The sequence below is a fragment of the Pseudomonas mandelii genome, from assembly GCF_900106065.1.
Taxonomy (GTDB): Bacteria; Pseudomonadota; Gammaproteobacteria; order Pseudomonadales; family Pseudomonadaceae; genus Aquipseudomonas; species Aquipseudomonas mandelii.
On sequence record NZ_LT629796.1, the window covers coordinates 6793978 to 6814845 of the forward strand.

Sequence of the window (20868 nt, forward strand, 5' to 3'; positions counted from 1 at the left end):
GCGTACCGTCGATAATGCCGCAAAACACCTACGATGGAATAGCTTGAAATCGCTGCCTGTCCGCGAATTTATCCAGTCGGACACAGCCCGCCCCAACACCGCTAAGCTGAATTGAAAATTCATTAAACCACATCAACTATTACGGTATTACTTTATCTATTGTAACGAACAACATTAAACACTTCCAAAGCACAATAAGTGTGGTCATACACGAGTCATTGCTTTAGGGTGAATCTTCGATATCGAGAAGTTTCGCCAGGGACTGCGACCTGTTTAATGACAGGACTGCGGCTTTGCCGCTGGCTCTTAATGGATTTCAGCCAGTGACGTGTAAGTAATACCTGACCGTTCTATTTGAACGCTATGGGTACTTACAATCCTGATTCCCGCTGATGCCGTTATATTCATTGAGCACATATGATATGAGTGACAACAAAGTCCTTGTCTTGCGCACTTGCGCCAACGACATGTCGGACCATGCCGGCCAAGTCTGGCCGGACGCCGGCCTGGTGGTGTGCAAACACTGGAAGCCCAGCAAGAAACTCGAGAACGGCCTGGTCGGCTTATTGTGGGGAGAAGGTTCCTCTACTCAACTGAGTTTGCGAGCCGATGCCAAATGGGTTGTGTGCGAAGTTCATATTGATCAGATTATAAAACTTGATGAAGACGGCATGATCAAGTTCCCGGAGGCGGAAGTTGTTCACACGGGCACTCAAGACAGTTCGATCAATTACATTGCAGCGCACATTGAACACTATCAATCAGCAAACATCCCTTTAATCGACACCCCACTTGAATCACCAAATAAAACCTCCAGTCGCGAATTCGAAAGTCGGCGAGCACAGGGTTACAGTCCTTCCGGCATCGGCGCTAAAACCGACGCCTCGCAAACTTTCGAAACTGCTGTGTACGGCAGTACGCTCACGGGTGGGCATCAAAGTTATCTGCTGGCGGGTTACGGCAGTACGGAAACAGCCGGCGGTCAGAGCTCATTGATTGCCGGTTACGGCAGCACCCTGACGGCCGCCGACAGCAGCTCATTGACCGCCGGGTATGGCAGTACGGAAATGGCTGGCGATGACAGCTCGCTGATCGCCGGGTACGGCAGCACCCAGATCGCCGGGCAGAAAAGCACACTGACCGCCGATTACGGCAGCAGCCAGACAGCCCAGGACGGCAGCACCCTCACCGCCGGTTACGGCAGTACCGAAACGGCGGGAAGCGACAGCTCGCTGACCGCAGGCTATGGCAGCACTCAAACCGCCCAAGAGGGCAGCGCCCTCACCGCCGGCTACGGCAGCACCGAAACAGCCGGATCGGATAGCGCCTTGATCGCCGGTTACGGCAGTACACAAACAGCCGGCCACGAAAGCACCCTGACCGCCGGGTATGGCAGCACCCAAACCGCCCAGGAAAACAGTTCCCTCACGGCCGGGTACGGCAGCACCGCCACGGCGGGATCGGACAGTACGTTGATTGCCGGTTACGGCAGTACACAAACTGCCGGTCATGAAAGCACGCTAACCGCCGGGTATGGCACCACCCAGACCGCACAGGAAAGCAGTTCGCTCACCGCAGGCTATGGCAGCACCGCAACGGCCGGGCACGACAGTTCGCTGATCGCCGGATACGGCAGTACGCAAACGGCCGGTTATGAGAGCACGCTGACCGCCGGCTACGGCAGCACTCAGACTGCCCAGGAAAGCAGTTCCCTGACGGCAGGCTATGGCAGCACCGGAACCGCCGGGTACGCCAGTTCCCTGATCGCCGGTTATGGCACGACCCAGACCGCAGGCTATGAAAGCAGTCTGACGGCGGGTTACGGCAGCACCCTCACCGCTCAGGAAAGCAGCTCCCTCACCGCCGGTTACGGCAGTACGGAAACCGCCGGCGGCGACAGTTCGCTTATCGCTGGCTACGGCAGCACTCAGACCGCCGGTTATGACAGCAGTCTGACCGCCGGCTATGGCAGCACCCTCACCGCGCAGGACGGCAGTTCTCTCACGGCCGGTTACGGGACCACGGAAACCGCCGGGCATGAGAGTTCGCTGATCGCCGGCTACGGCAGTACCCAGACGGCGGGATATGAAAGCCACCTGACCGCCGGTTATGGCAGCACACAAACCGCAAGGGAAAGCAGTGTCCTGACGGCTGGCTATGGCAGCACCGCGACGGCGGGCGGCGACAGCTCGTTGATCGCCGGCTACGGCAGCACGCAAACCGCCGGCCACGACAGTACGCTGACGGCAGGTTACGGCAGCACCCTCACCGCTCGGGAAAACAGTTCACTCACGGCCGGCTACGGCAGCACCCAGACGGCGGGTTACAAAAGCACTCTGACCGCTGGTTATGGCAGTACGCAAACCGCACGGGAAAGCAGTGTTCTCACCGCCGGCTACGGCAGTACCGGAACCGCCGGCAGCAACAGTTCGCTGATCGCCGGATACGGCAGCACGCAAACCGCTGGCTACGAGAGCACGCTGACGGCAGGTTATGGCAGTACCCTCACCGCTCAGGACAACAGCTCCCTCACCGCGGGTTATGGCAGCACCGAAACCGCCGGCTACGAAAGTTCGTTGATCGCCGGTTACGGCAGCACGCAAACCGCCGGTTACGACAGCACGCTGACGGCGGGTTACGGCAGCACCCTCACCGCTCAGGACAGCAGCTCCCTTACCGCCGGTTATGGCAGCACCGAAACAGCGGGTTACGACAGTACATTGATCGCTGGCTACGGCAGCACCCTTACCGCTCAGCACAACAGCACCCTCACCGCCGGCTACGGCAGCACCGAAACCGCGGGCCAGGACAGCTCCCTGATCGCCGGCTACGGCAGTAGCCTGACCAGCGGCATCCGCAGCTTCCTCACGGCCGGATACGGCAGCACATTGATCAGCGGATTGCGCAGTGTATTGACCGCCGGTTATGGCAGCAGCCTGACCTCCGGCATGCACAGCACCCTGACCGCCGGATACGGCAGCAACCAGATCGCCAGTTATCAAAGCTCATTGATCGCCGGTCCCGACAGCACGCAAATTGCCGGGCACAAAAGCATGTTGATTGCCGGCAAGGACAGCTCACAGACCGCGGGTTATCGCAGCACCCTCATCGCGGGCGCCGGCAGCGTCCAGACGGCGGGTGATCGCAGCAAATTGATCGCCGGCAAGGACAGCACTCAGATCGCCGGCGACCGCAGCAAACTGCTGGCTGGCAGCAATAGCCACCTCACGGCCGGTGATCGCAGCAAGCTGACGGCGGGCGATGACTGTACGTTGATGGGCGGCGATAAAAGCGTTTTGACGGCGGGCAAAAACAGCATCCTGGTGGGCGGCGCCCGCAGCAAGCTCATCGGCAGCCTGGGTTCAACGTTGACCGGAGGCGAGAATGCGACGTTGATTTTCCGATGTTGGAACGGCAAGCGATTCAAGAATGTCGTGGCGCATACCGGCAAGGATGGCGTGGAAGCGCATGTGCCGTATCAGGTGGACGAGGCGGATAACCTCGTCACCAAGCCCGACGAATAACTTTCTCGGTCGGGCCACCCTCGCAGCTTGAGGGTGGCCATGGACTTACGCCTTAGTAGCCGAGCGACAACCCCGTATTCCTGCGCGGGTCATTGGCCCCATAGAAGCGGTTCTTGCCCACCGGTTTGCCTTCCAGCGAAGGCGCGCCCACCAGGATCGCCGCCAAATGGTTGGGATCCTGCGGCCCGGCAAACTTGTGGCCCCAGCTCTCAAGCATCTTCACCGTGTCCGGACTGGTGGTGAAGGTCTCCAGGTTGGTCTCTTCCGGCAGCCATTGCTGGTGGAAACGCGGTGCATCGACCGCTTCCTGGATGTTCATGCCGTAGTCGATCACGTTGAGCATGGTCAGCAAGGTGGCGGTGATGATGCGACTGCCGCCGGGGGTGCCGACAACCATGACCACTTTGCCGTCCTTGGTGACGATGGTCGGGCTCATGGACGACAGCGGTGCCTTGCCGGGCGCAATAGCGTTGGCTTCGCCTTGCACCAGGCCGTACATGTTGGGCACGCCGATTTTTGAGGTGAAGTCGTCCATTTCGTCGTTGAGGATGACCCCGGTTTTGCTGGCCATCACACCGGCACCGAACCAGTCGTTGAGGGTGTAGGTCACTGACACCGCGTTGCCCCATTTATCGACGATGGAGTAATGCGTGGTGTTGCTGCCTTCATGGGGTGCTACGCCGGGTTTGAGCTCGCGGGACACGCCGGCTTTTTGCGGATTGATCGCCGCGCGGATTTTGGTCGCGTAGTTCTTGTCCAGCAGATGCTCGATCGGGTTTTTAACGAAGTCCGGGTCGCCGAGGTAGCTATTGCGGTCCACATAGGCATGGCGCATCGCTTCGATCTGGTAATGCATGCCCTGGGCCGAGTGGTAGCCCAGATCCTTCATCGGGTAGCCTTCGAGAATGTTCATGATCTCGCAGATCACCACACCACCGGAGCTGGGCGGAGGTGCCGACACCACGTGATAACCGCGGTAGTCACACTCGATCGGCGCCAGTTCGCGGGTCTTGTATTTGTCGAGGTCGGCCTGGGTGATGATGCCCTTGTTGGCCTGGCTGGAAGTGACGATGGCGTCGGCCACCCAACCTTTGTAGAAACCGTCTTCGCCCTTCTCGGAAATTTCCCGCAGGGTCTTGGCCAGATCCTTCTGCACCAGTTTTTGCCCGACCTGCATCGGTTCGCCATTACTCAGGAAGATCGCGCCGGAATCCTTGATGTCCTTCTTGAACACGTCGGTGGCGTATTCCAGCAATTCGACATCGCCCTGCTCCAGCACAAAACCGTCTTCGGCAAGTTTGATCGCCGGGGCGATTACTTCCTTGCGCGGTTTGGTCCCGTATTTCTTCAGCGCCAGTTCCATGCCGGACACGGTGCCGGGCACGCCAACGGCCAAGTGACCACGGGTGCTCAGGTCCGGCACGACGTTGCCCTCTTTGTCGAGGTACATGTCTGCTGTCGCGGCCAGCGGCGCTTTTTCGCGGAAATCGAGGAAAGTCTTGCGCCCGTCCGCCAGTTGAACGGTCATGAATCCACCGCCCCCCAGGTTACCCGCAGCGGGATAAACCACCGCCAGCGCATAACCCACGGCGACAGCAGCATCGACGGCGTTGCCACCGTTCTTGAGCACATCGACGCCTACATGGGAGGCCAGGTGCTGGGCCGTGACAACCATGCCGTTTTCGGCCGCGACCGGGGCCACGGAGGCTGCGTAAGCACTGAGGCAACTGAGCGCCAATGAGGTCGCAATCAGCGATTTGGCAAAAGGTTCGAACTTCATGAGTCGGTCTCTTTTTGTTTTTAGGCTCTGTTTAAAAACGGAGAAAACGCTTCAAAGCAGACGCAAGTATGGCCGGGATTGCGTTTTGCGCCTCCTCGCCGAGGCAGTATGCTTGGCCGCTGTTCAGCCCCTTCTGAGGAGTTCGCCGGCATGACTTACACCTTCACCACTCTGGCGTCCCCGGTCGGCGAGCTGAAACTGGTTGCGAAAGATTCAAGACTGGCCGCCATCCTCTGGGAAAACGACAAGCCGAACCGGGTTCGGCTTGGCCCGATGAGCCAGACACCGGATAACCCGATCCTCCTACGCGCCGTTCAGCAGTTGCAGGAATACTTTTCCGGCACGCGCAATAGCTTCGATCTGGAACTGGATTTTGCCGGGACGGACTTTCAGAAGAAGGTGTGGCAGGCGCTGCTGACCATTCCGTTTGGCGAGACGCGCAGTTACAGCGAGATCGCCGAGCAGATCGGCAATCCAAGCGCAGTCCGGGCGGTGGGCGCGGCGAATGGCAAGAACCCGATTTCGATTGTTGCGCCGTGCCATCGGGTGATTGGGGCGTCGGGGAAGTTAACGGGGTTTGCCGGCGGACTTGAGGCAAAGGAACGGTTGTTGACGCTGGAAGGTTGCGAGTGGTCCGGGGCTAGCCGGACGGGCGAGCTGTTTTAAGCCGACTGCCCCCCGATCTCTGTGGCGAGGGAGCTTGCTCCCGCTCCAGTGCGCAGCACTGGCAAAAATCTCCGACTAAGCCAGTATTTTGGGGCCGCTTCGCAGCCCAGCGCGAGCAAGCTCGCTCGCCACAGGGTTAAGGGTTCAGATCTCGGGACTCAGGTCTCAGGTAGCGGTGAAGATATTTTTCATCGCCGCATACTGCAGCAGCATGATGGTCTTCGCATCGCAGATCTCCCCGCGATAAAACGCCTCGAGCGCCTCGTCGAATGTCCACTCCAGCACTTCCAGTTCTTCGGTTTCTTCTTCCAGCCCGCCACCCTCGCTGACTTTCGACGCCGCGTCATATTCAGCGATGAAGAAGTGCAGTTTTTCGGTGACCGAGCCTGGGCTCATGTAGGCCTCGAACACCTTTTGCACGTGGTGCACGCGATAACCGGTTTCCTCTTCGGCTTCGGCGCGGATGCGTTCTTCAGGTGCCGCGCCTTCAAGCAGCCCCGCCGCCACTTCGATCAGCAAACCATCGTGGCCGTTGACAAACACCGGTAACCGAAACTGACGCGTCAGGACGACGGTTCTTTTCTCGCGGTTGAACAACAGAATCGCCACGCCATTGCCACGGTCATACACCTCGCGGGTCTGGCGCTGCCAGTCGCCGTTGTTACGCAGATAGTCGAAGGTGATTTTCTTCAGCAAGTACCAGTCGTGGGACAACACCTGGGACTCGATGATGTTGACCCGCTCGGCTGTGTTCGCCATCACAACGCATCCTTTTTTCGTCAGAAGGTCCCCATGGTAGGCGAAAACCAAAAAGCCCGGCATCTCTGCCGGGCTTCTTTTTACTGCTGGCTGATGACGTCAGGTATCGCGCTGTCTTCCTGTGAAGAGAGCTGCTTGCCATTGATCAACGGCCCGTAACGACGGCTGAACTCCCAGTTGTAAGGCACGTGGTCCCTATTGACCCCGTTGTCCCAATTCACCGACCAAGTCATCAGGCCTTTGATCGAAAGCCCCTTGGCATCCAGACGTTTGAAGGCATTCACCACTGCCGCCGGATTGATCACGTAACCGGTGGCCGCCGCGTCGACGTTGGCAGGCAGGCCGATCACGAACTTGTCCGCCGGGATCTTCGTGAACCCGCGAGTGCCGCTCACCAGGCTTTCGGTCAGGTAAAACAGGAAGTCCTCTTTCATCGCGTCGTTGTTCTGGGCAATCCACGCGCCATTGCCGCTATTGGCTTCCGGCACCCAGATTCCGTCGCCGCCCTGGTTGTAATACTGCGGGGCGATGAAGTCGTAATAGCCTTCCAGGGCCTGGAGGTAGCCGACGTATTTGCCGGCAGTGGTCAGGTACGGGAACTCCGGCGCCATGCTGATGATGAAGTGTTTGCCTTCACCGGCGTAATGGTCCTTGACCAGCTTCAGCGCGGCAGGCAGGACGCTCTTGTTGTCGGCGAAATCAATCGCGCTCTGTTCAAGATCGATGTCCAGCCCATCGAAGCCATAGGTTTCCACCAGACGGATGATTTCGTTGGCCAGCGGCTGTTCGTTACCTTTGTGCAACTCGATGTGCGCGTCGGCGCCACCGAGGGAAATCAGCACCGCCCTGCCCTGACTATTCAGCACGCCGACCTGGCGACGGAACTCGGCGTCGGACAAGTTGTACGGCTTGAAGGTCGGGATGCCGTTGCCCTTCATGAAGGCCACGGCCACCACGTTGTAATCCTTGGGCACATCCTGCAGCGCGATGTTGGCGAACTGTCCACGCTGATAACCGTCGCTCGGCCCGGCGGGCCAGTTGTGCCAGAAGCCCATGAGGATCTTTTTGCCGGCAATGCTCGGCATCAACGAAGCGGCGTCGGCGAGTGGTGATTTCAATAACGTAAAGTCGAATTTTGACATGTTCTATTCCTTCAGAACGTGTGGGGGGATTAACGCTGCGGGCTTACTTGAAGTCCACGTCAAACGCTTGGTAGAAGGCGTTGCCGGTGTTGGCCACGATCCACATCAGCACGATCACGTGATGGCCTTTCTTGTTGCCCGGCAATTTCACTTCGTGGTTGATCTTGGCTTTCATCTCGGCGGAATGGCTGTAGTACGGGACCTGGGTGTAGAAGTCGTCGAAGAACGATGTCGGCTCCAATTGCGCACGGCCGATGCGCTGTTCCGGGCTCCAGCCATCCTTGGTGATGAACCAGCTGTAGCCACGGGTGACATGGGGCGCGGTGTATTCCCAGGTGACCTTGAAGGTCTGGCCCGGATCGACGTTCAACAAAGGCCAGGTGAAGGGGCGGCCGAGCTTGAGGCTCATTTCCTTGTTGGTGAAGTTGATGCAGTCTCGGGCATCCGTCTTGCCACCGCTGAGGATGTAGCGGTCGGCAGGTGGCGTGACACTGTCGCTGTCGGTTTGATACGGCGCCGCGAAGGGCCCCGCCGTCAGCGAAGGGAAGTTTTTGCCGCCTTCCATTTCGTTGACTTGCCAGCTACTCAGCAACCCCAGCTCTACGGCGACCGCACCGCGGCTGGAGGGGGATGTGACACGACCGTGTCGAAGTTGAGGTTGAGTCTGTGGTTGGTTCATTTTTTCACTCCGTTGATTTTGAGAACTCTCCTTCCTGAGGAGAGGCCTCCAACCTAACGGCGCTGTTTTTTTTGTCCATCAGCCCATTTGAGCCCCGAATGAACCCGCCTTCGCAGATCACTCGCAAATACTGGATATAAAACCAGTACCCTGATCCAAGTCCTACGTCCTGTGTAGCAAAAGGATTACATCACCAGGTAGCAATCGGGGCATCGTACCGACTAGGGAAGCTGTGCCTTGTATTCCTTTTCGTATTGGCCGGCCAGGGCCTCTTTCTGCTTGTCGTCGAGCAGCTTGCCGGCCATCTGGAAGAACTTTTGCTCTTCCTCTTCCAAGTGATGATGAACCTTCTCGGACAGCTTCTTGGCGGTCGCCAGCCAGGCCGGGCTGGACATTTGTGTCTCATCCAGCTCCTCCATCATTTCGTCCATCTCATGGTGTTCGGAGATGGCGTGGCGGCTGAGATCGACGCCATTGTCGAACGCCATCAGCGGGATGTAGAAATGGCGCTCTTCGGCGGTTTCGTGGGCCTGGAGTTCAGACTTGAGCTGCTTGTAAGCCTCGACCCGCTCCGCGGTGTCGCCGCTGGTCTTGATGAGCGCTTTGGCATAGGTGCGCTGGCGGTCGTGACTTTCACGCAGGGCTTCAAAAATATTCACGGGTGATCCTCATTGGCCGCGTTCCGGAAGGACGCTCTTCAGGCTAGACATCCGGGCGCGAGCGAGGGTTCCACTCAAGGGGCTGGAACAACCGCAGGGGGTCGCGTTAGGCTTGCGGCTGTTGCCCCTCATGGCCATAAGGATTGAGCTGATGGAACTGCGTATCGAACAGTCGCAAAACCCCACCGAAGCCGAGGAGCAGGCGATCCTGCTGCCGTTGCGCGCCTATAACGCTTCAAAGGCCGGCGTTTCGAAGCAGGAGCCCATTGCCTTGCTGATTCGCGACGAGCATGACGAGATTCTTGGCGGTCTGTATGGTCGGGTTTTTTATCAGTGGTTGTACATCGAGTTGCTATCGGTACCGGAACAGGGTCGGGGACAAGGCATAGGCTCGAAGTTGATGCGGATGGCCGAAGACGTGGCGCGGGAGAAGGAATGCATCGGGGTCTGGCTCGACACCTTCGACTTCCAGGCGCCTGAGTTCTACAAGAAGCTGGGCTACAGCGAGGTGGGGCAGATTGTCGACTACCCGCCGGGGCATAAGCGCTTCTTTTTCCAGAAGCGCCTGATCAACGACGCATAACCTGCTCGTATGATCCACACCATCCAACTGTAGGAGTGAGCCTGCTCGCGATCGCGGAGTGACATCCAACATTGATGTCGACTGACCCGCCGCTATCGCGAGCAGGCTCACTCCTACAGGGGATGGAGGTCAACGCCTCAGGTCAGAGGCAGGTCGCCAGCGCCGCCAGGCGGCGCTTGGCCACAAAGTCATCTTGCTGTGCGTAGTAACTCAACACGGTGCCTGACGCATCGGTGGTCACGTCGACAAAGGACTCCGCAGAACGCGTGTAAACGGTGGACCCACCCTTCTCTCCCGGCTGCAAATACGCGCCGGCATCGACACCGAACACCGCCTCGTCCTGCCAGGAAAACTGCACGCACTGGGCGACGACTTTTTCCGGCTTGTCCGATTTCAGGGTTTTGTAAGGGGCTTTGGTGCGGGCATCGTTCATCACCGAGCCGGCGCATCCCGCCAGCAACGTCACGGCCAGCGCCACCATCAGAATTCGCATTGTGTTCGCTCATCAAGAAAAAGCGGACTGTATCACCGTGGCACGGCGTATCGTTCTGCTTTACTTCATTTATACCGCGACATCGCGTGACGATTCGCGCACCCTGTCGCGCCATTAACGTCGCATCGCCCGTTTTTTTCGGGCTCATTTTCTGGAAAGGTCATGACACCCAACGCCGAGTATTACAAACCGACCGCCGAATACGCTGACAAGCTGATCAGCCAGATCGGTCAGACGCCGTCCTGGATCGCCAAGCGCATTGGCGTCACCGACAAACGAATCCGTTACATCCTCGACGGCGAACGCACCGTCAAAGGCGAGACCACGCCGATCCAGATGACCTACCCCGAGCAGTTTGCCCTCGAGTGCCTGGCGGCTGCGGCCAAGGCCAGCAAGAAGCAATCTTCGTAAACCCGGGCCTCAAGGAGCGACCATGGCGGCAACCGAACAGCAACACGAGAAAGCGCTGAAGAAGTTTCTCGATGAGCGTCCTGAGCTGCGCAATGAGCTCGACAACCTCAACCCGCTGTTGGCCCAGGCCAAAGGCGAGACCGCGGCGCAATATCGTGACGAGCGCTTGCATGAGGCCTTCGAGGCCGAAGCCGAGCGCCTGGGTCTGTTTGCCTGGGAGCTGACATTGCAATTGACCGCCGTGACGCCTGAAGACTACGATTCTCAGCGTCTTGAAGTGCACAAGGAAGTGGCCGAGATGGCCGGTATGGACTGGCTGGAGTATTGCGAACTACATGGATTGATCAAGTGACCCTGATGGTCGCTGCCTGAGGACGACTTTCGCCGATGTTGCCATCCCTCTCGACTTCTCGCGCCAGCCCGGGCCATCTTCATATCCAGAAATGGCGCGGACGCATCGGCATGGTGCTGGTGGCCGCGCTCTCGGTGCTCGCCGGCATGACTGACGCCATCGGCTTCATGGCCAGCGGCGACTTTGTCTCCTTCATGAGCGGCAACACCACCCGCCTCGCCGTGGCCATCAGCGACGGCGATCTCGGGCTGACCCTGCGCCTGCTGATTCTCGTGACCACCTTCATTGTCGGCAACGCCTTGGGCATTGTTGTCAGCCGCCTCGGTGGCCGCCGGGCGCTGCCCTTGCTGCTGGGCATCGCAATGCTGCTCTGCGGCGCCGCGGCCTGGCCTTTTGACGAACAATTACCGGCACTGCTGGCGACAATCATCGCCATGGGCATGCTCAACGCGGCGGTGGAGGAAGTGAACGGCTTGCCGGTCGGCCTCACTTACGTCACCGGCGCCCTGTCGCGCTTCGGGCGTGGGCTGGGGCGCCGGATGCTCGGTGAGCGGCGTAATGGCTGGCGGGTTCAGTTGATTCCCTGGACGGGGATGTTTGCCGGTGCCGTGCTCGGCGCGGTGCTGGAACACCACCTTGGGCTCAAGGCGTTGTTTGTCAGCGGGTTGCTGGCGGGCGCGATTGGATTGCTGTCGCTGAAGATTCCGCGGCGATGGCAGTTGGGGTATATGCCGCGTTGAGCGGGTTATCACGTTCCGAATTGATGTCGCCTGACAGACCGCTATCGCGAGCAGGCTCGCTCCCACAGGGTTCTGTGGTGGATTTCAGTGTCATGCACCACCAAATACCTTGCAGTAGCGAGCCTGCTCGCGATGGCCGCGACTCGGTCTACGAGTAAACCCCCTTCGCCGCACTCGCGATAAAGCTTTATCATGACCGCAGTTTTGCTGATCGAGTCCGTCATGAAGTTCGCCATCGCGCTGTTTTCCGCCGCCCATGCGCCCTCCTCGCGCCGTGCCTTGCTGTTTGCCCAGGCAGCGCTGACCGGCGGGCATGAGATTGTCCGGCTGTTTTTCTATCAGGACGGCGTCTACAACGCCTCCGGCAGCGTGGTCACGCCGCAGGATGAGCAGGACCTGCCCAAGCAATGGCGCGCCTTTGTCACCGAGCATCAGCTGGATGGCGTCGTGTGCATTGCCGCCGCCCTGCGCCGTGGCGTGTTGAACGCAGAGGAAGCCGGACGCTATCAGCGTGACGCCGTTGCCGTGGGCGCGCCGTGGGAATTGTCCGGCCTCGGCCAGTTGCATGACGCGGTGCAAGACGCTGACCGCCTGATCTGTTTCGGAGGCGCGTGAGATGGCTAAATCCTTGTTGATTATCAGCCGCCAGGCCCCGTGGTCCGGGCCGAACGCTCGGGAAGCGCTGGACATCGTGCTGGCTGGTGGCGCGTTCGACCTGCCGATTGGCTTGCTGTTTCTCGATGACGGGGTGTTCCAGCTCGCTGCGAAACAGGACGCCAAGGCCCTGCAACAAAAAGACCTGAGCGCCAACCTGCAAGCGTTGCCGATGTTCGGTGTGGAAGACCTGTATGTCTGTGGCCACAGCGCTGCCGAACGAGGTCTGGACCTCAACGGTCGGTCGCTTGAAGAAGCCCGGGTGCTGGCCACCCAGGAAATCACCGCACTTATTGACCGTTACGACCAGGTGATCACCCTCTGATGTCGACTTTGCATGTGTTGTCTCATTCCCCGTTCGGCGATGACCGCCTGACCAGTTGCCTGCGCGTGATCGGCACAAACGACGCGTTGCTGCTGACCGGCGACGCCGTCTATGCGTTGCAACCGGGCACCGCGCCGTTCAACGCGCTGAATGCCCGCCCGTTGAAACTGTTCGTACTGGCCGAAGACGCCCAGGCCCGTGCGTTGGCGGTTCCTGACGCGGCCAAAGCCATTGATTACCCCGCCTTCGTCGAGTTGTCGATTCACTACGACAAGGTGAACAGTTGGCTATGAATTCCCTGACAGTCGGCGCACGCGCCATCGAGTTGGACAAGGACGGTTTCCTGGTCGAACTGAGTGACTGGTCGAGCGAGGTGGCCAGCGCCCTCGCCGCCGCCGAAGACATCCAGTTGAGCCCGGAGCACTGGGAAATCCTCGAATTGCTCCGCAACTTCTACGCCGAATTCCAGCTATCCCCGGCCACCCGACCGCTGATCAAGTACACCGCGTTGAAGCTCGGCCCGGAAAAAGGCAACAGCCTGCACCTCAACCGACTGTTCAAAGGCACCCCTGCCAAACTCGCCGCAAAACTGGCGGGCCTGCCCAAACCGACGAATTGCTTATGACTGACTTTCCAGCGCTGACCCTCGAAACCCCCGCCGAACATCCGTTCGCCCAGTTCGTGCGGATCCTCGGCAAAGGCAAGCGCGGTGCCCGCGACCTGACCCGGGCCGAAGCGCGTGAAGCCATGGGCATGGTGCTCGACGACAAAGTCGAGGACACCCAGCTCGGCGCGTTCCTGATGCTGTTGCGGCACAAGGAAGAAAGCGCCGAGGAAATGGCCGGTTTCACCGAGGCCCTGCGCGAACGGTTGAATCCGCCAGCCCTGGCGGTAGACCTGGACTGGCCGACGTACGCAGGCAAGAAGCGTCACCTGCCGTGGTACCTGCTGGCGGCCAAATGCCTGGCGCAAAACGGCGTGCGCATCTTCATGCACGGCGCTGGCGCCCATACGGCCGGCCGGCTCTACAGCGAACAACTGCTGGAAGGGTTGAACATCCCGTTGTGCCGCGACTGGCAACAGGTCGGCTCGGCGCTCGATAACGGCGGCCTGGCGTTTATGCCGCTGGTGGATTGGGCACCGCAGTTGCAGCGCATGATCGACCTGCGCAACACCTTGGGCCTGCGTTCGCCGATCCACTCCCTCACCCGCATTCTCAACCCGTTGGGTGCTCGCTGCGGCCTGCAAAGCATTTTCCACCCGGGTTACCAGGCGGTGCATCGCGATGCCAGCGGCTTGCTCGGCGACACCGCGATTGTGGTCAAGGGCGACGGTGGCGAAATCGAGATCAACCCGGATGCCGACAGCCACCTGTACGGCACCACCGGCGGCGAAAGCTGGGACGAGGAATGGCCGCAGTTGTCGAGTCAACGCCACGTCAAACCCGCCTCGCTCGATCCTGAACATTTGAAAGCCGTCTGGCGCGGTGACGTGGTCGACAGCTACCCGCAAATGGCCTTGATCTCGACCATGGCCCTCGCATTGCGTGGCCTCGGTCAGACCCGAGAACACGCCTTCGAAACGGCGCAGCAGTATTGGGACGCTCGGGACAGATCGATTTAACCGATCATAACCCTCGAACCTTTGCGCTATTTAATCGAACCTATATGAATAGACTCCTCTCCAACGCTTATTGATTGAGGAGTCTTGAACATGGGTTTGTTAGTTGAAGGTCGCTGGCAGGACCAGTGGTACGAAAGCAGCAAGGACGGCGCGTTCCAGCGCGAACAGGCGCAACGTCGCAACTGGCTGACCGCCGACGGCAAGCCCGGCCCGACGGGCGTCGGTGGCTTTGCAGCCGAAGCTGGCCGCTATCACCTTTATGTATCCCTCGCCTGTCCGTGGGCGCATCGCACGCTGATCCTGCGCAAACTCAAAGGCCTCGAAAACCTGATCGACGTCTCGGTGGTCAGCTGGTTGATGTTGGAAAACGGCTGGACCTTCGACCAGAACCTGGGCTCGACCGGCGACAAACTCGATCATTTCGATTTCATGCACCAGCGCTACACCGCCGATACCGCCGACTACACCGGCCGCGTCACCGTGCCGGTGCTCTGGGACAAACAGCAAAACCGCATCGTCAACAATGAATCAGCGGAGATCATCCGCATGTTCAACGGCGCCTTCGATGACCTGACCGGCAATGACCTGGATTTCTACCCGGCCCCCCTGCGCGGCGAGATCGATGCGTTGAATGAGCGGATTTATCCGGCCGTGAACAACGGCGTTTATCGCGCAGGGTTTGCCACGTCACAGCAGGCGTATGAAGAAGCGTTTGATGATGTGTTTGCCGAACTGGATCGATTGGAGCAACTGCTGGGCGCCAACCGTTACCTGGCCGGCGAGTACCTGACCGAAGCGGATATTCGGCTGCTCACCACGCTGATTCGCTTTGATGCGGTGTATCACGGCCACTTCAAGTGCAACCTGCGGCGGATTGCCGATTATCCGAATCTGTCGAACTGGCTGCGGGAGATTTACCAATGGCCGGGCGTTGCCGAGACGGTGGATTTTCAGCACATCAAAAATCATTACTACGGCAGCCACAAGACCATCAACCCGACCGGGATTGTGCCGAAAGGGCCGGCGCAGGATTTCACAGCAACCCATGATCGGGCGCGGTTGAGCGGGAAAGGGGTTTGGCGCAGGGCCTGAGGTTTGTGCCGTTTTTGAGGCCCCCAATCGCTAGCAGGCTAGTTCCCACACTGGACTTGTGTTGTTCTCAAATCCCCTGTGGGAGCTAGCCTGCCAGCGATGGGCCGGGGTCGCGCTCGACCGGCTCGGTCCGATCAGACTTGCGCCTGAGCCCCTTCAAACCAGGCCAGTTTCTCGCGCAATTGCACCACTTCCCCAACGATCACCAGCGTCGGCGCATGCACTTCATGCTCCGCCACCAGTCGAGGAAGATCAGCCAGCGTGCCGGTAAATACCCGCTGATTGACCGTGGTGCCTTGCTGAATCAGCGCCGCTGGGGTGTCCGCCCCGCGACCGTGCTTGATCAGTTGCTCGCAGATGATCGGCAAGCCCACCAGCCCCATGTAAAACACCAGGGTTTGTGCCGGCGCAACCAGGTCGGCCCACGGCAAATCGGTGGAACCGTCCTTCAAGTGCCCGGTGACAAATCGCACCGACTGCGCGTAATCGCGATGGGTCAGCGGAATCCCGGCATATGCCGCGCAACCGCTGGCGGCGGTGATACCCGGCACGACCTGGAACGGGATGCCATGGGCCGCCAGTTCTTCGATCTCTTCACCGCCACGACCGAAGATGAACGGATCACCGCCCTTCAATCGCACGACCCGCTTGCCTTGCTTGGCCAGGTCGACCAATTGCTGATTGATCTGGTCCTGCGGCACCGCGTGATCGGCGCGACGCTTGCCGACGTAGACCCGCTCGGCATCGCGACGGCACAGATCGAGAATCGCCGGGGCGACCAGGCGGTCGTAGAGCACCACATCGGCTTGCTGCATCAGGCGCAAGGCACGGAAGGTCAGCAAGTCAGGATCACCGGGGCCCGCGCCCACCAAATACACTTCACCGGTGGCGACCGGCGCTTCGCCATTGATCTTCGCCAGCATCAGGCGTTCGGCTTCAGCACCCTGCCCGGCCAGTTGCCGGTCGGCAATCGGCCCCTGGAACACATCCTCCCAGAATGCCCGACGCTGCTGCACGTCCGGGAACAGGCGTTTGACCTGGCTGCGAAAACGCGCCGCCAGACCGGCCAATTGACCGTAGGTGGACGGAATCCAGGTTTCCAGTTTGGCGCGGATCAGCCGCGCCAGCACCGGCGCATCGCCGCCGCTGGACACCGCAATGATCAAGGGAGAACGGTCGACGATCGCCGGGAAGATCACGCTGCACAAGGCCGGCGCATCCACCACATTGACCGGCACGCAACGCCGATGGGAATCAGCGGAAACTTGCGCGTTCAGCGGTTCGTCGTCGGTGGCGGCGATGACCAGCCCGCAACCGTCCAGGTCCGCTTCAACGTAGCCCCGTAACAGGCACTCGCCGCCGCTGCCGACAACCAGCTCGCGCAGTTGCGGTTCGATTTCAGGTGCGACCACCCGCAGCAGCGCACCGGCTTCGGCCAGCAGGCGGGATTTGCGCAAGGCAATCTCCCCCCCACCAACGACCAACACACGACTGCCGCGAAGGTTATGGAACAGCGGCAGATAGTCCATTTAGCCGATGACCTCGAGGCCACCCATGTAAGGTTTCAGCACTTCAGGCACACGGATCGAACCGTCGGCTTGCTGGTAGTTTTCCAGCACCGCCACCAGGGTACGACCGACTGCCAGACCCGAACCGTTCAGGGTGTGAACCAGTTCAGGCTTGCCGGTTTCCGGGTTGCGGAAACGCGCTTGCATACGACGGGCCTGGAAGTCGCCGCAGTTGGAGCACGACGAAATCTCGCGGTACTTGTCCTGGCTCGGAATCCACACTTCAAGATCGTAAGTCTTGACTGCGCTGAAGCCCATGTCACCGGTGCACAGTGCAATCGTGCGATAAGGCAGTTCCAGCAGTTGCAGGACTTTCTCGGCGTTGGCCGTCAGACCTTCCAGCGCGTCCATCGAGGTCGACGGTTCAACGATCTGGACCATCTCGACTTTGTCGAACTGGTGCTGACGGATCATCCCGCGGGTATCGCGACCCGAGGCACCGGCTTCGCTGCGGAAGCACGGCGTGTGGGCGACGAACTTGATCGGCAGCAGCTTCGAATCGACGATCTCGCCGGCGACGATGTTGGTCAGCGACACTTCAGCAGTCGGGATCAGGTACAGATCGGCTTCGCCTTCGCGGCTGATCTTGAACAGGTCTTCTTCGAACTTCGGCAGTTGGCCGGTGCCTTGCAGCGCCGGGGCCTGGACCAGATACGGCGTGTAAGCCTCTTCGTAACCGTGTTCGCTGGTGTGCAGGTTGATCATGAATTGCGCCAGGGCGCGATGCATACGGGCGATCGGGCCGCGCAACAGGGCGAAACGGGCGCCGGACAGCTTGGCGGCGGTTTCGAAGTCCAGCCAGCCGAACTTCTCGCCCAGGGCCACGTGGTCCTGGACCGGGAAATCGAACGCGGTCGGGGTACCCCAGCGGCGCACTTCGACGTTGCCGTCTTCGTCATCACCGATCGGCACGGATTCGTGCGGCAGGTTCGGGATGCCGAGCAGGATCGAGTCCAGATCGGTCTGGATCCCGTCCAGCTCGACTTTACCGGCACTCAATTCGTTCGCCATACGCTCGACGTCGGCCATCAACGGCGCGATGTCTTCGCCGCGCTGCTTTGCCTGGCCGATGGATTTGGAGCGCGCGTTACGTTCAGCCTGCAGTGCTTCGGTGCGGGTCTGGACGGTCTTGCGCTGTTCTTCCAGCGCTTCGATGCGCGCAACATCCAGCGTGTAGCCACGGGATGCCAGGCGGTCCGCTACGTCCTGAAGGTTGCTACGTAACAGTTTGGAATCGAGCATGTCGGTCTCTCGTTATCAAAGTTTGGTCAAGGACAGGCCAGCCCAGGTGGCGAGCAGCCCGCCGAATACGCTGATGGCAGCATAGCCCAGGGCCAGCGGCATTTGCCCGGTTTCGAGCAGGCGCACCGTATCCAGTGAAAAGGATGAAAAAGTCGTCAGCCCCCCGAGGAAGCCGACCATCAACCCGGCGCGCACCTCGATCGGCACCTCCGGGCGTAGTAAAAACAGACCGTATAGAACGCCGATCAGCAAACAGCCGACGATATTAACGGCCAGCGTCGCGGTATAGAAGTGCCGCGGCCAATTAGCGTTGACCCAATTACCGGTGGCAAAGCGCAACAGAGTCCCGGCGACACCGCCAACGGAGACCGCAATAACCAAAGGAATCACTTATTTTCTCCGCTGCCGGGGGCTTAGACGGTCAAGTTGTGCAAGGTGATTGAGCTTTTCGCCGATCTTCAGCTCCAGGCCGCGAGGCACAGGCTGATAGAACGGTTGCGGCTCGAGTTCTTCCGGGAAATAGTCTTCGCCAGCGGCATAGGCGTCCGGCTCATCGTGGGCATAACGGTATTCATCGCCGTAACCCAATTGCTTCATCAGCTTGGTCGGTGCGTTGCGCAAATGCAGCGGCACTTCCAGCGAACCGTGTTCGGTGGCGCTGCGCATGGCGGCCTTGAACCCCATGTACACCGCGTTGCTTTTCGGCGCGCAAGCCAGATAAGTGATGGCCTGGGCCACCGCCAACTCGCCTTCAGGGCTGCCGAGGCGCTCCTGCACTTCCCACGCCGCCAGGCACAGGCTCAGGGCCCGCGGGTCAGCGTTGCCGATGTCTTCGCTGGCCATGCGCACCACGCGCCGGGCCAGGTACAGCGGATCGCAACCGCCGTCGATCATCCGCGCGAACCAGTACAACGCGCCGTCGGGATTGGAGCCGCGCACCGATTTATGCAGTGCGGAAATCTGGTCGTAGAACGCTTCGCCGCCCTTGTCGAAACGACGGCGGGTATCGCCGAGCAGACTTTGCAGCAGATCGATGCCGATCTCGCTGTTGTCTTCTGCCAGGTCCGAAGCGTTTTCCAGCAGGTTCAGCAGCCGCCGGCCATCGCCATCGGCAGCCGACAGGAGCATCTGGAAGCCTTCATCGCTGAGGGTCAGCTGGCGCTTGCCCAGGCCACGCTCTTCGGTCAGCGCCCGATGCACCAGTTTGCGCAGGGCCGCTTCGTCGAGGCTTTTGAGCACGTAAACGCGTGCCCGGGAGAGCAACGCGTTGTTGAGTTCGAAGGAAGGGTTTTCCGTGGTTGCGCCGATGAAAATCAGCGTGCCGTCTTCAACATACGGCAGGAATGCATCCTGCTGCGACTTGTTGAAGCGATGCACTTCATCGACGAACAGGATGGTGCGCTTGCCGTACTGGCCGGCCTGCTGCTTGGCGATTTCCACCGACTGACGGATTTCCTTCACGCCAGCCAGTACCGCCGAGACCGTTTCAAAGTGCGCATCCGAGACTTCCGCGAGCAACCGCGCCAGGGTGGTTTTGCCCACGCCCGGCGGGCCCCAGAAAATCATCGAGTGCAGGGCACCCTGCTCCAGGGCTTCGCGCAAAGGCTTGCCGCGAGCCAGCAGGTGTTCCTGACCGACGTACTCGTCCAGATTGGCTGCGCGCAAGCGGGCGGCCAAGGGTTGAGCGATCGGGGCACTGCGAAACAGGTCCATCACGTGCGGTTGAAACCTCGCTTTATTACGCAGTTCTCAAGTCTGGCGAAATCCTGTGGCGAGGGAGCTTGCTCCCGCTGGACTGCGCAGCGGTCCCATTTCGGGGGGCGCTTCGCGCCTCAAGCGGGAGCAAGCTCCCTCACCACACAAGCCAGCTCCAACAGGTTTTGCGTCTTACTCTTGAATGACGTCGGCACCCTTGGGAATGTCGAACTTGAACTTGGACGCCGGGATCGGCTCGTTGGCCTTCACGCCGGTGAACAGGATATTGGTGCGCTGACCGACGCTGTCGATCAGTTGCATGTCATTGACCAGGCCATTGCGGAACGACAGGCGCAGGCTGTCGAACAGGGTGTCCTTGGTTTTCGGTTTCAAGGTGAAGTCGATCACGCCGCCGGCTTCCTTGGCGCTGATGTCAAAGCTCTGGCTGATCTTGGACACGTCGCCAGACAGCAGCAGCGCAGGTGTCTGGGTCAGGCGCTGGTCAAGGGTCTTGATGGTGACCTGTTCCAGGTCCGGGTCCCAAAGGGACACCTTCTTGCCATCGGAAACCATCAATTGCTCTTGCGGTGCGTCGGTATGCCAGTAGAACAGGCCAGGACGCTGCAGGGACATTTGCCCGGCCGTTTCCTGCAACTGGGTGCCGCTGCCATCCAGCGTCAGCTGAGAGAAGCGCGCAGTCAGGGTCTGGGATTTTTCCAGCAGTTGGGTCAGACGCGCCACGTCCTTGTCATCGGCGTGGGCCGAGAGCGTGGTCAAAGCCAGTACCGGCAGCAACAGCATGCGGATAAGACGCATGGGAGTCCTCATAACATTCGTGGGAGTTCGGGTGGCGCATCACTGCGCCATCCTTTCAAAATCAA

General features: G+C 60.0%; 21 protein-coding genes and 2 pseudogenes. 12 read left to right on the forward strand and 11 right to left on the reverse strand.

Annotated elements, in window-relative coordinates; all coding sequences use genetic code 11:
• Positions 1-899: 899 nt before the first annotated feature.
• Positions 900-3524: pseudogene (locus tag BLU63_RS31525) on the forward strand (beta strand repeat-containing protein); the annotation flags it as partial.
• A gap of 52 nt (positions 3525-3576) precedes the next feature.
• Here BLU63_RS31525 and ggt read toward each other — a convergent pair.
• On the reverse strand, positions 3577-5304 hold the full coding sequence (gene ggt, locus BLU63_RS31530) for a gamma-glutamyltransferase (RefSeq protein WP_010458954.1): 1728 nt from the start codon (positions 5302-5304) through the stop codon (positions 3577-3579).
• Between the two features lie 150 nt (positions 5305-5454).
• Here ggt and BLU63_RS31535 point away from each other — a divergent pair, with 150 nt between their 5' ends.
• Positions 5455-5970, forward strand: a complete 516-nt coding sequence (locus BLU63_RS31535) for a methylated-DNA--[protein]-cysteine S-methyltransferase (RefSeq protein WP_083377154.1) — start codon at positions 5455-5457, stop codon at positions 5968-5970.
• 165 nt (positions 5971-6135) lie between these two features.
• Here the strand turns inward: BLU63_RS31535 and BLU63_RS31540 are convergent, their stop codons facing one another.
• From BLU63_RS31540 to BLU63_RS31555, 4 genes and pseudogenes are all read right to left on the reverse strand, one after another.
• Positions 6136-6729, reverse strand: coding sequence for an NUDIX domain-containing protein (locus BLU63_RS31540; RefSeq protein WP_077748757.1), 594 nt, complete (start codon positions 6727-6729; stop codon positions 6136-6138).
• Positions 6730-6836: 107 nt separating this feature from the next.
• Positions 6837-7871 (reverse strand): annotated as a pseudogene (locus tag BLU63_RS31545) (chitinase); the annotation flags it as partial.
• A gap of 43 nt (positions 7872-7914) precedes the next feature.
• Positions 7915-8550, reverse strand: a complete 636-nt coding sequence (locus BLU63_RS31550; protein WP_083377156.1) for a lytic polysaccharide monooxygenase auxiliary activity family 9 protein — start codon at positions 8548-8550, stop codon at positions 7915-7917.
• Positions 8551-8771: 221 nt separating this feature from the next.
• Positions 8772-9209: a hemerythrin domain-containing protein gene (locus BLU63_RS31555; protein ID WP_010458944.1), complete on the reverse strand. Its 438-nt coding sequence runs from the start codon at positions 9207-9209 to the stop codon at positions 8772-8774.
• Between the two features lie 151 nt (positions 9210-9360).
• Between BLU63_RS31555 and BLU63_RS31560 the strand changes: the two genes are divergently transcribed.
• Entirely contained in the window at positions 9361-9792 is a 432-nt protein-coding gene (locus BLU63_RS31560; protein ID WP_010458941.1) for a GNAT family N-acetyltransferase, read from the forward strand.
• Between the two features lie 142 nt (positions 9793-9934).
• Here the strand turns inward: BLU63_RS31560 and BLU63_RS31565 are convergent, their stop codons facing one another.
• The gene (locus BLU63_RS31565) at positions 9935-10285 is read right to left on the reverse strand and encodes a hypothetical protein (RefSeq protein WP_010458939.1); all 351 of its coding nucleotides are present in this window, start codon (positions 10283-10285) and stop codon (positions 9935-9937) included.
• 162 nt (positions 10286-10447) lie between these two features.
• Here BLU63_RS31565 and BLU63_RS31575 point away from each other — a divergent pair, with 162 nt between their 5' ends.
• The 9 genes from BLU63_RS31575 to BLU63_RS31620 all read left to right on the forward strand — a co-directional run bounded on the left by BLU63_RS31575 (position 10448) and on the right by BLU63_RS31620 (position 15482).
• Positions 10448-10696: a hypothetical protein gene (locus tag BLU63_RS31575; RefSeq protein WP_008154823.1), complete on the forward strand. Its 249-nt coding sequence runs from the start codon at positions 10448-10450 to the stop codon at positions 10694-10696.
• A gap of 22 nt (positions 10697-10718) precedes the next feature.
• Positions 10719-11048: a DUF6388 family protein gene (locus tag BLU63_RS31580; RefSeq protein WP_077748751.1), complete on the forward strand. Its 330-nt coding sequence runs from the start codon at positions 10719-10721 to the stop codon at positions 11046-11048.
• A gap of 35 nt (positions 11049-11083) precedes the next feature.
• Positions 11084-11788 carry a YoaK family protein gene (locus BLU63_RS31585; RefSeq protein ID WP_083377157.1) on the forward strand — a complete coding sequence of 235 codons (705 nt, stop codon included), beginning with the start codon at positions 11084-11086 and terminating at the stop codon, positions 11786-11788.
• 222 nt (positions 11789-12010) lie between these two features.
• Positions 12011-12403 (forward strand): sulfurtransferase complex subunit TusD, encoded by a 393-nt coding sequence (gene tusD, locus BLU63_RS31595; protein WP_083377159.1) that lies wholly within the window; start codon positions 12011-12013, stop codon positions 12401-12403.
• Position 12404: 1 nt separating this feature from the next.
• Positions 12405-12767, forward strand: coding sequence for a sulfurtransferase complex subunit TusC (gene tusC / locus BLU63_RS31600; RefSeq protein WP_077748749.1), 363 nt, complete (start codon positions 12405-12407; stop codon positions 12765-12767).
• Positions 12767-13060 (forward strand): sulfurtransferase complex subunit TusB, encoded by a 294-nt coding sequence (gene tusB / locus BLU63_RS31605; protein ID WP_077748748.1) that lies wholly within the window; start codon positions 12767-12769, stop codon positions 13058-13060. The genes tusC and tusB overlap by 1 nt, the downstream gene beginning before the upstream one ends.
• Positions 13057-13392, forward strand: a complete 336-nt coding sequence (locus BLU63_RS31610) for a TusE/DsrC/DsvC family sulfur relay protein (protein WP_010458921.1) — start codon at positions 13057-13059, stop codon at positions 13390-13392. The genes tusB and BLU63_RS31610 overlap by 4 nt, the downstream gene beginning before the upstream one ends.
• Positions 13389-14390, forward strand: coding sequence for a glycosyl transferase family protein (locus BLU63_RS31615; protein WP_010458919.1), 1002 nt, complete (start codon positions 13389-13391; stop codon positions 14388-14390). The genes BLU63_RS31610 and BLU63_RS31615 overlap by 4 nt, the downstream gene beginning before the upstream one ends.
• 90 nt (positions 14391-14480) lie before the next feature.
• Positions 14481-15482, forward strand: coding sequence for a glutathione S-transferase family protein (locus BLU63_RS31620; protein WP_083377160.1), 1002 nt, complete (start codon positions 14481-14483; stop codon positions 15480-15482).
• Between the two features lie 134 nt (positions 15483-15616).
• On the opposite strand, the gene cysG is transcribed toward BLU63_RS31620, so the two are convergent.
• The 5 genes from cysG to lolA form a co-directional block, all read right to left on the reverse strand.
• Positions 15617-17011, reverse strand: a complete 1395-nt coding sequence (cysG, locus tag BLU63_RS31625) for a siroheme synthase CysG (protein ID WP_010458915.1) — start codon at positions 17009-17011, stop codon at positions 15617-15619.
• Positions 17012-18292 carry a serine--tRNA ligase gene (gene serS, locus BLU63_RS31630; protein WP_010458913.1) on the reverse strand — a complete coding sequence of 427 codons (1281 nt, stop codon included), beginning with the start codon at positions 18290-18292 and terminating at the stop codon, positions 17012-17014.
• Between the two features lie 15 nt (positions 18293-18307).
• Positions 18308-18682 carry a fluoride efflux transporter CrcB gene (crcB, locus tag BLU63_RS31635; protein WP_010458911.1) on the reverse strand — a complete coding sequence of 125 codons (375 nt, stop codon included), beginning with the start codon at positions 18680-18682 and terminating at the stop codon, positions 18308-18310.
• Entirely contained in the window at positions 18683-20005 is a 1323-nt protein-coding gene (locus BLU63_RS31640; protein ID WP_083377161.1) for a replication-associated recombination protein A, read from the reverse strand.
• Positions 20006-20179: 174 nt separating this feature from the next.
• Entirely contained in the window at positions 20180-20803 is a 624-nt protein-coding gene (lolA, locus tag BLU63_RS31645) for an outer membrane lipoprotein chaperone LolA (RefSeq protein WP_007904916.1), read from the reverse strand.
• Between the last annotated feature and the right edge of the window lie 65 nt (positions 20804-20868).